Annotated in this window: 10 protein-coding genes and 2 tRNA genes; 7 read left to right on the top strand and 5 right to left on the bottom strand. The window is 67.4% G+C overall.

Annotated features, from left to right (window positions below; genetic code table 11):
* Nucleotides 1-2 precede the first annotated feature (2 nt).
* Genes EJL01_RS04725 through EJL01_RS04715 form a run of 3 tightly spaced genes read left to right on the top strand, consistent with a single transcriptional unit; the run spans nt 3 to nt 2,133 of the window.
* Nucleotides 3-614: a mycothiol-dependent nitroreductase Rv2466c family protein gene (locus EJL01_RS04725; protein WP_125106473.1), complete on the top strand. Its 612-nt coding sequence runs from the start codon at nt 3-5 to the stop codon at nt 612-614.
* Nucleotides 614-1,147 carry a ribose-5-phosphate isomerase gene (locus EJL01_RS04720; protein WP_125106472.1) on the top strand — a complete coding sequence of 178 codons (534 nt, stop codon included), beginning with the start codon at nt 614-616 and terminating at the stop codon, nt 1,145-1,147. Before EJL01_RS04725 ends, EJL01_RS04720 begins: the two co-directional genes overlap by 1 nt.
* A 2-nt stretch (nt 1,148-1,149) precedes the next feature.
* A complete protein-coding gene (locus tag EJL01_RS04715; RefSeq protein WP_125106471.1) occupies nt 1,150-2,133 on the top strand; it encodes an Fpg/Nei family DNA glycosylase in 984 nt (327 codons plus the stop codon).
* A gap of 1 nt (nt 2,134) precedes the next feature.
* Here the strand turns inward: EJL01_RS04715 and EJL01_RS04710 are convergent, their stop codons facing one another.
* A complete protein-coding gene (locus tag EJL01_RS04710; RefSeq protein ID WP_125106470.1) occupies nt 2,135-6,781 on the bottom strand; it encodes an SCO7613 C-terminal domain-containing membrane protein in 4,647 nt (1,548 codons plus the stop codon).
* A gap of 180 nt (nt 6,782-6,961) precedes the next feature.
* Between EJL01_RS04710 and EJL01_RS04705 the strand changes: the two genes are divergently transcribed.
* Nucleotides 6,962-7,032: transfer RNA gene (locus EJL01_RS04705), tRNA-Gly, on the top strand.
* A gap of 17 nt (nt 7,033-7,049) precedes the next feature.
* Here EJL01_RS04705 and EJL01_RS04700 read toward each other — a convergent pair.
* Both EJL01_RS04700 and EJL01_RS04695 read right to left on the bottom strand, forming a co-directional pair.
* Nucleotides 7,050-7,886, bottom strand: coding sequence for an NADPH-dependent oxidoreductase (locus EJL01_RS04700; protein ID WP_125106469.1), 837 nt, complete (start codon nt 7,884-7,886; stop codon nt 7,050-7,052).
* A gap of 62 nt (nt 7,887-7,948) precedes the next feature.
* Complete coding sequence (locus EJL01_RS04695; protein WP_241209104.1) at nt 7,949-8,524, bottom strand: DNA-3-methyladenine glycosylase; 576 nt, start codon at nt 8,522-8,524, stop codon at nt 7,949-7,951.
* A gap of 94 nt (nt 8,525-8,618) precedes the next feature.
* Here EJL01_RS04695 and EJL01_RS04690 point away from each other — a divergent pair.
* A tRNA-Pro gene (locus EJL01_RS04690) sits at nt 8,619-8,695 on the top strand.
* 39 nt (nt 8,696-8,734) lie between these two features.
* Here EJL01_RS04690 and EJL01_RS04685 read toward each other — a convergent pair.
* The gene (locus EJL01_RS04685) at nt 8,735-10,177 is read right to left on the bottom strand and encodes an HNH endonuclease signature motif containing protein (RefSeq protein WP_125106467.1); all 1,443 of its coding nucleotides are present in this window, start codon (nt 10,175-10,177) and stop codon (nt 8,735-8,737) included.
* Nucleotides 10,178-10,371: 194 nt separating this feature from the next.
* Entirely contained in the window at nt 10,372-11,490 is a 1,119-nt protein-coding gene (locus EJL01_RS04680) for an FUSC family protein (RefSeq protein ID WP_125106466.1), read from the bottom strand.
* A 515-nt stretch (nt 11,491-12,005) separates the two neighbouring features.
* Between EJL01_RS04680 and EJL01_RS04675 the strand changes: the two genes are divergently transcribed.
* Nucleotides 12,006-13,325 (top strand): quaternary amine ABC transporter ATP-binding protein, encoded by a 1,320-nt coding sequence (locus EJL01_RS04675; RefSeq protein ID WP_125106465.1) that lies wholly within the window; start codon nt 12,006-12,008, stop codon nt 13,323-13,325.
* Nucleotides 13,322-15,046, top strand: coding sequence for an ABC transporter permease/substrate binding protein (locus EJL01_RS04670; protein ID WP_125106464.1), 1,725 nt, complete (start codon nt 13,322-13,324; stop codon nt 15,044-15,046). The genes EJL01_RS04675 and EJL01_RS04670 overlap by 4 nt, the downstream gene beginning before the upstream one ends.
* Nucleotides 15,047-15,089: the final 43 nt, after the last annotated feature.

Below are 15,089 nucleotides of genomic sequence, written 5' to 3'. Positions count from 1 at the left end.
GCATGGCTGAAAGCACCAAGGTTGAGTTTTGGTTTGATCCGATTTGCCCGTGGGCATGGATGACGTCCCGTTGGATTCAGGAGGTCGAGCGGCTGCGCGACGACGTCGAGATCGACTGGAACGTTATGTCGCTCGCGATCCTCAACGAGGGCCGCGAAATGTCTGACGAGCACCGCAAGGCGCACGCGTTCTCGAAGCGCTCCTGCCTCGTCGCCGCCGTCGTCAAGGCCGAGCTCGGCAACGAGGCGATGGTGAAGTTCTATGACGCCATCGGCACCATCAACCACCCCGAGGGTCGCTCGGGCGAGGCGGGCACGCTCGAGGAGGCGGCTGAGAAGGCCGGCATCCCGGCCGAGATCCTCACCCGCGCCGACGCCGGCGAGTTCGACGAGGTGCTGCTCGCCTCGCACAACGGCGCGATTGACCGCGTCGGCGACGAGGTCGGCACGCCCGTCATCGCCGTCAACGGCGTCGCGTTCTTCGGCCCCGTGATTTCGCCGGCCCCGAAGGGTGACATGGCGCTGCAGCTGTTCGACGGCGTTGTCGCCGCGGCCGGCTACGAGGGGTTCTTCGAGATCAAGCGCTCGCGCACGCGCGGCCCGCAGTTCGACTAATGCGGGTCCACCTAGCAACCGACCACGCCGGCCTCGAGTTCTCGCAGCAGTTGCAGGAGCACCTGCGCGATGCAGGGCATGAGGTCGTCGATCACGGTCCCGACGAGTACGACGCGGTCGACGACTACCCGTCGTTCTGCATCAACGCCGCCCAGGCGGTCGCGAACGACTGGGCGGCGGGCGAGTTCTCGCTCGGCGTCGTGTTCGGCGGCTCCGGCAACGGCGAGCAGATTGCGGCGAACAAGGTCGCTGGCGTGCGCGCAGCGCTCGTGTGGAGCGAAGCGACCGCAAAGCTTGCGCGCGAGCACAACAACGCGAACGTTATCTCGATCGGCGCCCGCCAGCACTCGCTCGAGGAGGCCGTGACGCTCGTCGACACGTTCCTCGCCGAGCCATTCCCCGGCGAAGAGCGCCACGTACGTCGCATCTCGCAGCTGCGCGAGTACGAGCAGACCGGCGCGATCGCGGGCAAGGAGGTGCTGGCGCCGACGAACCCCGACGTGCCGGCAGTTCTTCCCATGGCGGAGGCATAGGGGTGCCCGAGGGGCATTCCGTTCATCGCATCGCGCGCCAGTTCACGAAGCACTTCGTCGGGCGCATCTGCGAGGCCTCGAGCCCGCAGGGGCGCTTCGCCGAGGGCGCGTCGGTGCTGTCGGGGCGCGAGATGTTGCGCTGCTTCGCCGTCGGTAAGCAGATGTTCGCCGAGTTCGGCGATGACCCGGCGGCGCCCGACGCGGATGCGTCTGTCTGGCTGCGCGTGCACCTCGGCATCTACGGTGCCTGGGACTTCGCGGGCGACTTCTCGACGAAGCTCGGCCAGACTGGCGAGTACGGTCGCGGCACGCGCATCGAGGATGCGGATGCCGAGGACTCACTGTCGTCGATCGGTGCGCCGCGTCGCGCCCGCCTGCGTATGGCCGAGCAGGAGAAGGAAACCGAGCTCGACCAGGGCTGGCCGCCCGAGCCGGTCGGTGCTGTGCGGCTGCGCCTGCTCACCGAGGATGTCGTGGCCGACCTGCGCGGTCCGACCGCATGCGAGGTGCTCGACGCCGTCGGCGTGAACACCGTGCTCGACCGCCTCGGCCCCGACCCGCTCGTCGACGAGCTCGAGGTGGGGGAGCGCCGCTTTATCGAACGTGCGAGCAAGCGGCGCGTGCCTATCGGGCAGCTGCTTATGGACCAGTCGGTCGTCGCGGGCATCGGCAATATCTATCGCGCCGAGATCCTGTTCCGCGCCCGGCTCAACCCCTACACGCCGGGCAATGAGGTGCCGCTCGACGTCCTGCACGGCATTTGGGATGACTGGGTCAAGCTGCTCAACGTCGGTGTCGAGGTTGGCCGCATGATGACGATCGACGGGCTCACCGGCGACGAATACCAGGCGGCGCTGCAGGATGTTCGGCATCGCCACTGGGTCTACGGTCGCGCGGGCGAGCCCTGCCGTCGCTGCGGCACCCCGATCTCGCTCGCCGAGATGCAGAACCGCAAGCTCTACTGGTGCCCGAGCTGCCAGGCCTGAGCTAGCGCAGGCTGCCGATACTCGCCGCGAGCTTGCGGGCGTCGCGCATCCGCTTTTCGTAGGTCGCTGCGACGAACACGAGTATGACGCCCGCGGCCGCGAGCCACGCCCACCATGGCACCGCGATCGGCGGCAGGAACACCTGCCACATCACGACGATGTGGAGCACCGCCGCGACGATGCCGAGCAGCAGCGGCGCCTGGAGGCGCAGCAGGGCGCCGATGAGGATCGCAGCGACGATGAGCACCGTCGCGAGCCCGATGCGCCACCAGGTCGGCTGCTGCAGCTCGGCCGCGAGCGCGATGGCGAGCGACGCGATGATCGGCGCACCGAGCGCCGCCCAGCTGCGCAGCTTCGGGAACGCGCGCAGGGCGACGGCGCCGACGGTGGCGGCGGCGAGGCAGAGTGGCTGCAGCACCCAGGCGTCGCTCGCCGTGACGCCCTGAGTGACCGTGATCGCCGCGAACCAGACGCTCACCACGCCGAAGCCGACGCCGCCGAGCCGGAGGTCGAGGCGGCGGGCGAAGAACGAGACGCTGGCGAGCGTGGCTGCGACAGCCGCGCCGACTACGGCCGCGACGCCGGCTGCGACCGGATGCTCGAGCAGCGCCGGCACCGCGGCGATCGTGAAGGCCACGGGCACCGCCACGGCGTAGCCGGCCCGTTCCGCATCGCTGCTCGCACGCTCGGCGAGGCGTAGCAGCAGCCAGAGCCCAGCGACGAAGGCGGCGAGGATGACGCCGACCGGCACGCCGATCGCGAGTTCGTCGCTGCCCTCCCAGAGCCAGAGCACCGCCGCGATGGTCGCGACGGCCGTGCCCGCCCGGGCGACCGGACCCCAGCTCGTGCGGGGCCGGGGCAGCGTGATGCCGAATGCCGCCACCAGGCCCGAGACCGCGCTGAGCAGCAGGCCGAGCTTGATGACGTCGGTGTCGAGCGTGAGGCCGGTCGCGAACAGCGGCAGCAGCAGGGTGAGCAGGTCGAGCGTCGGCGTCGCGTCGCGGTCGCGGCGGCACCGCACCACGGCGAGGATCGCGACGGCGACTGCGGGCACGCCCGCGGCGATCACGGTCCACCACAGGCCGAGCCCGGTGCCGGCGAGCGGCAGCGTCGTGAGCACGAGCCAGGCGGCGAGTGGCAGCAGCGGCCTGGCGCTCTTCAGAGTCGCGAGCGCGCCGAGGCCGATGAGCGAGGCGACGACGAGCGGCAGCTCGCTCGAGACGCCGACGGGTTCGGTGGCGATGAAGAACGCGTGCGCGCCGCCCGCGATGAGCGCGACAACGACCCAGACGAGCAGGTTGGTGCGCCGGAACATCGCGGTGAGCACGGCGACTGCCGCGGCCACACCGACGAGCGTGCCGACGAGGTCGACCCAGCGCGCGTTCGCGGCCGCGATGCCGATGGGCGCGATCGTCGTCGTGAGCAGCACCGCGGCCCAAACGCCAAGCAGCAGATTGCGGCGAAGCTCGGGGTCGATGCCGGGGGAGCTGCCGAGCACGCGGCTGATGGGCGCGAGCGAGACGAGCGGCACGAGCAGCCCGAGGGCGACAAAGAGGGTCGAGGCGAGCACGCCCGGAATGCTGCCGGTGCGCTCGATGGCGTCGAGCGGTTGGAAGCCGAGCGCGGCCATCCCGAGGGCGGCACCGAGTCCGCCGGGCGCCGCGAGCCCGAGCCGGGCCCACTCCCACACGCCGCGGGCGGGCAGCTGGATGGCCGCAACGATGGCGGCGGCACCGAGCGCGAACGCGAACCAGGCCGTGGGCGAGGTCTGCCAGTCGGCGAGCAGGGTGGCGGTCGCGAGCGAGAGCCCGAGCGACAGCGCAATCGTCGCCTGCGCGGGAGCGGCCGAGTAGCGCGACGCGCGCACCACGGCGACGGTGGCGACGATCGCGAGCGCGAGCAGGGTCGGCGCGGCAATCACGACGGCCAGCGCATCCGGCACCGCCCTAGCTACGAAGATCGGGCCAATCACGGCGAGGCTGCTCGCGCTGATCCAGGTCGCAGCGCGCGACCATCCGGGGTGAACCGCGTCGGGGCGAACTCGGGCGAGCAGCGGCGTCGCGCAGGCGATCGCGAACACGAACCAGGGCCAGAGCCGGTCCGGGTCGGCACGAATGAAGGCTGCGCCGAACGCGCCGAGAACGCCAACGAGCCCAAAGGCCTCGGCCGGCACAGTGTTGACATGACCGTTGTTAGCCCGCCGGATGAGCAGGGTGAGACCGAAGACGATGACGCCTATCAGCGCGTAGCCCCAGCCGAAGCGGAACTCGTCGGTGAGCGGCCGACCGAACGCGAACATGGCGGTGCCGACGAGCATCCACAGCGAGGTGAGTGCGATCGTGCCCTGGAAGCGCGGCGTCGGCTGCGGAGAACTGCCTCGGGCATCCCAGAGGATTGCCACGACGAGGCTCGCCACGACGAGCAGGAATAGCGCACCCAGGCACCAGAACATCCAGTCGCTGTCGCTGGTGATGTCGCTGGTGTCGAAGGTGAACAGCAGCATGCTGGTGTACGCGATCACGAAGCCGACGATGGCGACCAAGTGCGATTCACCCCGGGGCAGCTCAAGTCGAGCCCCTGCGGCGCCGACCACGAGCAGCATCGCGATGATCACCACACCCGTGACCATGCGCACCATGAACCCAGCGCTCGCCACGACTTCGAGCTCGAGCGCGATCCCCGCGATGACGCTGCACCAGGAGATCCCGGCCAGGATGATCGCGAAGATGGTGAGCGCGAGGCCCGGGGTTGCGGGGCGTAGCGTGCGCGCGACGAGCAGGATGCCCGCGACGCTCGCGAGCAGCACCGTCGGCAGCAACTCTCCGACGCCGATGAACAGCGTGATGAGCACGAGCGACGAGGCGAGCGCGGCGATTGAGGCGAACCGCAGCGTGACGGTGCGCTCGGGCGACATAAAGCGGGTCGCGACGAGTCCGGCGCAGGCCGCCGTGGTGATGACGCTGAGGCCGGCGCCGAGAGCTGCGCCGGGGAGCGCCGCGGCGGTCACCGTAGCGAGGGTGCCGGCAACAGGGGCGGCTATCGGCAGGAGATTCGGGAAGCCCTTGCCGAGGTGCGCGTCGCCGCGCCCGAACAGCGGCACGGCGCTCACGATCAGGCCGAGGAGGCTCGCGAGCAGGAGTGCGAGGTGGGCCGGCGCATCCGCACCCCGGTCGGTGAAGACGATGCCGGCGTGCGCGAGCTGGAGGAGGATGACGAGGAGGGGAATGACGGCGAGGGCGGCCGCGCTGTATGAGCCGAACGCGGCGCTGCGACGCAGCGCCGGCTGCTTGCTCGCGATCACGCGCCACGCGAGCACGCCCGCGAACAGGAAGGGGAGCGCGAAGCCGAAGCCCACGACGACCGGGCCGTCGCCGATGCCGCTCGGATACTCGGGCAGGGCACGCACGATCGCGGCCCCGGTGCGAATGCCGATGCCGAGCAGCAGCACCGCGGCGAAGGCTGCCGCGAGGTCGGCGAAGGAGGCGAACTTGCGCGCCTGCGGCTCGCGGGTCGCCCAGAGCACCATGAGCACGGCCGCGACCGCAGCGATCGCGAGCGCGAGGATCGCGACGAGGATGCCCGCATCTGGCTCGGGCGCGACGCCGAGCACCGTCGGCACCGTGAGCTGGGAGGCGACGCCGAACGTGAGCGAGATGCCCACTGGGAGCAGGTCGGTGTCGTTGCGCGATTCTGCCGTGCGCTGCCACGCGCGGGCCGCGCCCACGCTCGCGACGCTTGCCGTGGCCAGGCCGAGGGCCCAGCCGAGGTGGTCGGCGAGCGGGAACTGCGCGAGCCAAGCCATGAGCAGCGTGATGGCCGGAAGCAGCGAGATCGAGGCGAGTAGCTTGGGCGTCGCGAGCTTCGACCAGCGCCACCAGGCGCCGAAGATAGCTGTGAGTACGAGCAGCGCCACGCCCCAGTAGAGGGCCGGGTCGGCTTGGTCGAGCCCGAAGAGTTTCAGCGCCGGTATCGCCCACGCGTCGAGCGCGAGCAGCACGGCGCCGAGCACCGCGACGCCCTCCGCCGTCGCGCCGAGCTTGCGGCGCCGCAGCCAACTGGCGAGGCCGATGACGCCCGCCGTGATCGCGACCGTGATCGCCGCGCGCACCACGAGGTCGAACAGCACGAACGCCACCGTCACGAAGACGAGCGCGGCGACGGCGAGGAACCCGATGCCCGTGATGAGCATGGCGAGCTGCACGCCGGAGCGCTTTGGCGCAGAAGGCGCTGCTTGAGGCTGTTCCGGCAGCGGCGGTGCCGGTTGGTTGAGCCAGGCGCCGGCGATGGAGCCGTGTGGGTGCTGCTCCTGCGCCTGCTGGGGCAGCGCGGGCAGAGGCGGCATCTCGTTCACTGGGGCCGCGGCAGGTGCTTCGACAGGTTCCTCGACGGGCGCTGCCGCCACGAACTGCGCGTCCTGCTCCGCCCGAATCTCGGCGAGCAGGCGCCCCCGCCGCGTTATCAGCTCGGCACTCTGCGTCGAGAGCTTGAACACCTCGGCGAGCCGCGGGTTCGTGAGGTCGATGCCGCAGCTCACGCACTGCGGGGCGCCGTGCGTCGGCGTGAAGCAATAGGGGCACGTCGTCGTCGACCGAAGATCCTGCGGGCTTTCCGGAAACCGCGGTGCGTGGGTGCCATTGCCCGAGTCCATAGCCGCTCCTTGAAGTCCCGTCCTCTTCGCAGACTAGGCGAACGTGGATCACGGGTCGCCGGCTTATCCACAAAGGACACCTTCAGGACGACAACGAGTAGCCGAAAGCTGACGCAAGGTATGCGGCGCGCGGGATTCAGCAGTTTTCCGCTAGACTTGCGAAGTCGTATTGCACGACGCGGGGATGTAGCTCAATGGTAGAGCCCCAGTCTTCCAAACTGGTCACGCGGGTTCGATTCCCGTCATCCCCTCACTAATGGCGTCGCCGCTACTGCGACGTGAGGCCCTGCTCGCCGAGCCAGTCGCGCATCCGCTCGCGGCCGTAGAGGCCCTTCACGTTGCCGATGCGGCGCTCGAGCGTGCGGGCCCAGCTGTAGTCGGGCTTGTCGTAGTTCGCGTAGTAGTCAGCGAGACGCGTCTCGTACTCGGCCGACGCATCCGACCAGGCATCCGCGTCATACGTCTCTTCGTGCAGCACGGCCGACTGGGGGAGGCGGGGCTTCGTGCTTGCCGCCTCGTCGGAGTCGGGCACGCCGATCGCGAGTCCGACAATCGGGAACACGTGCTCGGGCAGCCCGAGCTCCTCGACCACGCCGGGCGGGTTGTTGCGGATCGACCCGACGAACACCCCGCCGAGGCCGAGCGACTCGGCGGCGAGTAACGCGTTCTGCCCGCTGATGCCGGCGTCGACGAACGAGACGAGCGTGTTCTCGAGGTACTTCACGGTCTCGACCTCGGAGCCACGCTGCTGCGCGATCTGCACTGCGCGGTGGTAGTCCGCGACCCACACGAGGAACACGGCGGCGTGCTCGACGTACGAGCGCCCTCCGATGGCCTCGGACACCCGACGTTTGCGGGCCTCGTCGCGGATCGCGATGATGCTCCACGTCTGCAGGTTCGACGACACCGAGCCCGACTGTGCCGCGGCGACGATGAGACGCAGCTGCGCATCCGAGATCTCGCCGGGGAGGAACTCGCGCACCGACCGGTGGGCGAGCTGCAGATCGATCGTCTCAGTGCCGTCGGCGACGGGCGAATCGAGGTCGGCGCGGTAGCGCTCACGGACGAGCTGTTCGGTAGTGCGGGTGGTGTTCGCAGTGGTCATGCGTGCTCCTGATAGGCGTGCGTCGATCGTAACCAAGGGGCGAGGCGATGCTCACGAATGTGTCATTTGCGCGAAACATCCGGATATCCGGCGAGATAGAAGCGACGGGGTGTCTCCGCCGCCTTGCTGATGCCGATGCGCGTGGTGACGACGATGTCGCTGGCTGGGCGCTCGGGCTCGCGCTCAAGCTGCAGCGGCGGCAAGGCGAGGTCGTGGCCCGTCAGCGAGAGGTCGATGCCGAGGGCGGCGCAGACCTTGCCGGGTCCGTTCGTGAGTTGGCGGCGCGGCGTGCCTCGGCGCGCGAGCATCACGTCTTCGCCCTCGAGCGGTTCGACGGCGCGGATGAGGAGGCCGGCGCCGTGCCCGGCCTCGCCTGCGACGACGTTGAGGCAGTGGTGGATGCCGTAGCTGAGGTAAACGTACGCGTGGCCGGCCGCGAGGAACATCGCGGCGTTGCGAGCGGTGGGGCCGCGGTGAGTGTGGCTGGCGGGATCTTCCTCGTCGTAGGCCTCCACCTCGACGATGCGCGCTCGAAGGATGCTCCCGTCGAGCTGGCGGACGACGTTGCAGCCGAGCAATCGGCGCGCGGCGACCTCAACGGGCGCGCGAAGCCAGTCCCAGGTGCCGTCGTTACTCACCACTTCAGGCTACCGAGCGCGTTGGTGAACACTCTTGGGGCGTGGTAACTTCGTGAGGCTGATCTCTTCGGGGATCACACGTGTGGAAACACATCGGGATGTGGCGCAGCTTGGTAGCGCGCCTGCTTTGGGAGCAGGATGTCGCAGGTTCAAATCCTGTCATCCCGACCATTTTCGCTGGAGCCGTTATTCGGGCAGAGTCCTTCTCCGTCAGAAGGGCGCCGGGTCTTCGACCGGCTCGAAGACCGGGCCGACGCGCGCCGGTTGGACGGTAATGGGGTCGCCGAACGGCGGGATCCATTCCATGTCGCCATTGCCCTTGTGCCGGCATCTCCACGGCTTCTGATGTTTCAGCGTGTGGTGGCGCACGCAGAGGTGTGCCATGTTGCCGACGCTGGTATTTCCTCCGGCGGCCCATGGGTGCGTGTGATCTAGTTCGCTTTGAGTCGCTGATCTGCGGCAGCCCGGGAAGATGCACGTTTGGTCGCGAGCTTGCAGGAACCTTCGCATCTCGGCGGTCGGTTTTCGTGTGTCGACGGTGAGTGCGTGCCCGGTGATCGGGTCGGTGAGGAGCCGATGGAAGCAGGATGCCGTGCCCGCGAATTCGCGGGCCTCCGCCATGCTCATCGGGTTCATGCCGTTGATGGTGGCGACATCGCGCGGTGCGTCGGGGTTGCGCAGCGACATGACCGGGATGAGGATGCTCACGTTGGCGGTAATGCGGGCCGCGCCCTCGGTGTGGGACTCGAGGATGCTCTGCGGCGTCGCAGTGAGGATCGTCTCGATGAACAGGTCGGCCCGTATCTGGTCGAGCGTCCGGGGATCCTCGACGAACTCGGCGTCGGTCGGCGACAGGGCGGTGCTCGCCTTGGCGGCCTCGCGCATGCGCTGGCGGTACGCCTGCGCATCCTCGCGGTGCTCGTCTCGCAGCACGATCGCCTGTTTCGTGAGTAGGTCGTAGAGTGCGTGCGCCTCACCGGTTCGGACGGTCGCGGTGAGCACCGTCATGCCGAAGTCGAGGTCCTCGATTGTCACGCGGCGTTCGGCGTATTCACGCTCGCAGGTCTCCTCGAACTCCGCCGCGCCGAGTTCGGCGGCGAGCTTCTTCGCGAACGTGTCGGTTTGTCCGACCGTGGCGGTGCGTGCGAACTCGCGGACGCGCTGCGAGTAGTCAGCGCGACGGTCTTCGGGGACCTTGTTTGCGTGGCGCAGGAGCGCTCCGGCATGTTGCATCGTCACGTCGACGGCCTGCAGGGGCTCGCGCCAATCGGCGAACTCGCTCGTCAACCGGTGCGCGTCATAGGCACGATTGACGAGTGCGATGTCGGACATGTTCGTTGGCACACCAAAGCTCGCGAGCACGGAACGAAGGTTGAGTCGCAGTTGGTCGTCGTAGTTCGCGACATAACTGCGCTCTTCGGTTTGCAAGTTCGTGCGTAATTCCGCGCCCTCATACGCCCGAGCAAGAATCAGGGTCATCGCGAACTCGCCGGCCTTCACTGCCTTGAACACGCCAACGAACGTGCCGGTCATGTCGCTGAACAGAACGTTCAGGCCATCGGCCTCAGGTTCGGGCGTAGTGCCGTCGAGTCGGTGTTGCTTCGCGCGGCGGGGCGGCTCGGAGGAGCCGTCGGCGGGTGTCGTCTCGGTCATCGGGCGTCACCTCCTCGAAGGTGCGTCAATGGGGGAACTGCTATCGCAAGTATATACGCATACACCCAGAAATGAAAGCGAACAGATGTTCTAATCCGGTCGGTGCGGATGTTCGACGTCTCGACCAGCCGCGAGCCATCCCTAACTCAACTTCACTCTCGCACGACCCTCCGACATGCGCGGAAACCAGCCGACTAACACCGCCTCCGCCGTCGCACAACCCACGGAACCAACACGACAACAACGCCGATCAGCGAGCCAATCACCGTCTCAATGAACCGGTCGTACACGAGCCCAGTCGCGTGCACCGACCCACCGCTCCCAACCGTCGCCAGCGCGATCGAAACGAGCGCCAGGGGAGTGACGAACACCTGCCCGAGCACGTATGAGCGCAACACGAACAGCTCGGTCAGCCCTTGCAGCAGCGCGATCACGAGAATCAGTGCCCACACCGGCAGTGCCAGCCAGAGAATCAGCGCGGTGCCAAACAAGCCAAGAAACGTGCCAATAATGCGGTGAAAACCGCGATTCACCGCATGTTTGGTCGTGTGGCCGGCGAGCGGCACGACCGCCGCCAACTGCGCCCAGTAGGTGTGGCCGATGTTCCACGGCTGGCTCAACGACAGCGAGACGCACCCGGCCGCGCCCGCGGCGACGAAGTTGAGCCCAGCATCCGTGAAATACGTACCATGCGGCCGACCAACGAACGTCGCCTCCCGTGGCCAGACGATCGGCTGGCGGAAGCGCCGTCCGAGCAACCGCGACGACACCCCCATCAACACGGCCCAGACGATCACCACGAACGTCGCGAGCGCGGCCTCCCACAGCATCGGCTGCTGCGGCACGGCAACCACCGCGCCAAATGCGAACACGTTGAAGATCGCACCGCCGGGCCGCAGCTGCCAGTACTGCGCCACGAGCGCGCTCAGCGCGGCCATGACCGAGGTGCACAACACCGCAATCCAGGCCTCGCCCGGCACCCCGTCGAGCAGCCGCGCCATGATCGTCGCGGCGATCAGCGTCGCGAACATCAGCACGCCGGCCCGCAACTGCATGCGCAGCCGCGGCCCGTGCTCAAGATTGCGCCCATAGATGCCGGGAAACGCGGCGAACGACACGAACACGACGAGGTCGAGCCGGTCGGTCAGCAGCAACACCAACAGCGGCACGATCACGGTAATCGTGCAGCGAATCGCCACCTCGTGGTCTCGATTCGCCGGGCCAATGTGCAGCACCGAAGTAAACGGGTTCACCTCGGCCCACGCACTCTCGGGCTTCCGCTCGGGATCCTGGCCGGTGTTCGGTGACGTCATCTGCGTGGCTCCCTTCGGTTCGTGCGATCGGCGGCCTCGGGCACGCATCCTCGGGATGCGCCCAGCGGCAGCGGCACCGAGGCGAGCAAAGTGACGCGACCACCGTACTGGCAGCACAACACCGCGGAATCGGTGGCAGGCAGCACGGAGACTTAACGTCTTCATAACGATAGCCCCGCACGCGCGACTTGCTTGAAAGCGCAAGGATTCGACGCCCCTCGAGGCGCCCGACATCGCCGCGAAACCGGCCGATCCGCGCTTCCCGGCGCCTGTCGGAAACACCCAAGTCGGTAGTATTGCTTTGCTATTGAGCCGTAATTCGGGCGCCCCGCCGCCTAAATTGCGCCGCGGTGAGCACTGCGCTCCCGCGCCATTTGCGGTGAAACCCGCCGAGTTTGAGACCCGATGTCATTGCTCGGCGATGTGAGTCACCGCACTGATTCAAGTGGATGCCACGGAGCATCCCTCGTGTGCGATTTGCGTGCGCGGCGACGACTAACCCAAAAGGAGCGTTCGTGCCAGACACAGCCATCTCGGTTGAGCACCTGTACAAGGTGTTCGGCAAGCAGCCTAAGGAGGCTGTAGAGCGCCTAAAGCAGGGCGCCACTCGCGATGATCTCGCGCCTGCCTCAACGGCAGCCGTGATCGACGCGAGTTTTGATGTGAAACCGGGCGAGATCTTCGTCGTCATGGGTCTGTCGGGTTCCGGAAAGTCGACGCTTATCCGGATGCTCAACGGCCTCAATCCGACGACGTCCGGCTCGGTAAAGGTGCGCGGTCAGGAAATCGTCGGGGCGAATCCGGCGACGATCCGCAAGATCCGCCGTGAGCACATCTCGATGGTCTTCCAGCACTTCGCGCTCTTCCCGCACCGCACGGTGCTCGAAAACGTCGCTTTCGGCCTCGAGGTCCAGGAAGTGCCGAAGGACAAGCGCGAGGCACAGGCCCGCAAGGTGCTCGAGACCGTCGGCCTCGACCAGTGGGCTAACTCGTTCCCGAACGAGCTCTCTGGCGGTATGCAGCAGCGCGTCGGCATCGCCCGCGCCCTGTGTGCAGAGACCGAGATCCTGCTCATGGACGAGGCCTTCAGCGCGCTCGACCCGCTGATCCGTCGCGAAATGCAGGAGGAGCTCGTCGACCTGCAGCAGCAGCTCGGCAAGACCATCGTCTTCATCACCCACGACCTCAACGAGGCCATGTTCCTCGGCGACCGTATCGCCGTGATGCGCGCGGGTGAGATCGTGCAGATAGGTACCCCCGAGGAGATCCTCACAAGCCCGGCGAACGACTACGTCGAGCAGTTCGTGCAGGATGTCGACCGCTCGCGCGTGCTCACCGCCTCGGCGGTGATGCAGCCGGCCCTCGCGGTCGTGCCGCTGAGCGTCGGCGTCAACGGCGTCGCGAAGGTCATGCGCGACATGCAGGTGTCGGGCGTGTTCCTCGTCGAGCGCAACAAGCTCGTCGGTGGCGTCACCGAGGCGCAGATCGGCCGCGCGCGTCGCCGCGGGGATGTGCACCTCTCCGACATCGTCGACCGCGAGATTCCGCGCGTGAAGCCCGACGACATCCTGAGCGACCTGTTCGAGGCGTCGGTTGACACCTCGATGCCGCTGCCCGTCGTCGACGAGCGCGAGCGCATCCTCGGCATTGTGCCGCGCGTTGCGCTGCTGAGCTCGATGACGACGAACACCGGCACGCTCGACCTGCCGCAGAGTGCGGCCCTCACCGACCCGCAGCTGCCGGTCGTGCCCGAGGGAGCAACCGCTGAGACCGCCGCGGAGGCGATTGCCACCGAAGCATCAACCACCGAGCCCGGAGAGGAGGCCACCCGATGAGCGAACCGTTCTGGCGCGCACCATTCGGCACGTGGATCGAAATCGCAGTCGACTGGATTGTCCAGGTCTTCGGCGGCTTCTTCGACGTCGTCCGAGTCGTACTTGAGTTCTTCTACGACGCACTCAACACGTTCTTTAACTGGCCCCCGTTCTGGGTGATGATCATCCTCATCGCGGCCTTCGCCTTCATGATGAAGGGTTGGAAACTCGCGGTCGGGTCGATCATCGGCCTGTTCTTCATCTACTTTGTCGACCAGTGGGGCAACGCGATGTCGACGCTGTCGCTCGTGCTCGTCGCGAGTGTGCTGGCGCTGATCATCGCGATCCCGGTCGGTATTTGGGCCGCGAAGTCCGCGAGAGCCTCCTCGGTCATCCGACCGGTGCTCGACTTCCTCCAGACCATGCCCGCCATGGTCTACCTGATCCCGGCGCTGATCCTCTTCGGCGTTGGCCCGGTTCCCGGCATTTTCGCGACCGTGCTGTTCGCGGTCGCACCGGGTGTGCGCATGACCGAGCTCGGTATTCGCGGCGTCGACAAGGAAATGGTTGAGGCTGGCTACGCGTTCGGCGCGACGCCTGGTCGCATCCTGCGCCAGGTGCAGCTGCCCCTCGCCATGCCGTCGATCATGGCCGGTGTGAACCAGGTCATCATGCTCTCGCTGTCGATGGTCGTCATCGCCGGTATGGTCGGCGCGGGTGGCCTCGGTCAGCAGGTCACCTCGTCGCTCGGTACTGCGGATGTGGCGCTCGGCTTCGAGGCCGGCATGTCGGTCGTGATCCTCGCGATGATCCTCGACCGCATCACCGGCTCGATCGGCAAGTCGCGCTTCAGCGGTCTGTGGGGCAAGATCGTCGCCATCGCCGTCATCGTCGCGGTGGTCGTCGCCAACCTCATCCCGAGCCCCGCGGAGGGCTCCGGCCCCGACAACGGGGACGAAGCCGAGGTCACCATTGGTGTCTTCACCGGTTGGCCCGAGGGTGAGGCCGTCAGCGAGCTGTGGAAGGCGATCCTCGAGGAGAAGGGCTACACCGTCAACCTCGAGTACGTCGACGCCGTCGCCGGGTACATCGGCCTCTCGCAGGGCCGCTACGACCTCCTGCTCGACACCTGGCTGCCGATCACGCACGCCCAGTACATCGAGGAATACGGCGACCAGATCACGCAGCTCGGCGCGTGGAACGACGAGGCCGTGCTCACCTTCGCGGTGAACGCGGATGCGCCGATCGATTCGATCGACGAGCTCGCCGACCACGCTGACGAGTTCGGCAACACCATTTACGGCATCGAGCCGGGTGCGGGCCTCACGGCAGCCACGAAGGACAACGTGATCCCGACCTACGGCCTCGAGGGCATGGAATACATCACCTCGTCGACGCCGGCGATGCTCGCCGAACTCGACTCGGCGATGTCGTCGGGCGAGAACATCGTCGTCACGCTGTGGCGCCCGCACTGGGCCTACGACGAGTACGACATCAAGGATCTCGAGGACCCGGAGGGCACCCTCGGCGAGACGGAGTCGATCTACAGCTTCAGCTCACAGGAGTTCGGGGACACCCACCCGAACGTGACGCAGTGGATCACCGACTTCAAGATGGACTCGGAGACGCTCTACTCGCTCGAGAACGCGATGTTTAACGAGTACGACGGCAACGACTACGGTCCGATCGTCGAAGAGTGGATCAGCGAGAATCAGGACTACGTCAACGGCTTGACTGAGTAATCCTGACCTCGACCAGGCGGATGCGGTGGTTGCGCTCGAGCGC

It is taken from the genome of Gulosibacter massiliensis, assembly GCF_900626105.1.
GTDB lineage: Bacteria > Actinomycetota > Actinomycetes > Actinomycetales > Microbacteriaceae > Gulosibacter > Gulosibacter sediminis.
This window is presented reverse-complemented; position numbering and strand designations above follow the sequence as displayed.

What these genes read in the sequence shown, in the direction of transcription:
- EJL01_RS04700 (WP_125106469.1), bottom strand. Translation starts at nt 7,886, where the DNA reads ATGACCACTGCGAACACCACCCGCACTACCGAACAGCTCGTCCGTGAG.
- EJL01_RS04725 (WP_125106473.1), top strand. Translation starts at nt 3, where the DNA reads ATGGCTGAAAGCACCAAGGTTGAGTTTTGGTTTGATCCGATTTGCCCG.
- EJL01_RS04685 (WP_125106467.1), bottom strand. Translation starts at nt 10,177, where the DNA reads ATGACCGAGACGACACCCGCCGACGGCTCCTCCGAGCCGCCCCGCCGC.
- EJL01_RS04720 (WP_125106472.1), top strand. Translation starts at nt 614, where the DNA reads ATGCGGGTCCACCTAGCAACCGACCACGCCGGCCTCGAGTTCTCGCAG.
- EJL01_RS04680 (WP_125106466.1), bottom strand. Translation starts at nt 11,490, where the DNA reads ATGACGTCACCGAACACCGGCCAGGATCCCGAGCGGAAGCCCGAGAGT.
- EJL01_RS04670 (WP_125106464.1), top strand. Translation starts at nt 13,322, where the DNA reads ATGAGCGAACCGTTCTGGCGCGCACCATTCGGCACGTGGATCGAAATC.
- EJL01_RS04710 (WP_125106470.1), bottom strand. Translation starts at nt 6,781, where the DNA reads ATGGACTCGGGCAATGGCACCCACGCACCGCGGTTTCCGGAAAGCCCG.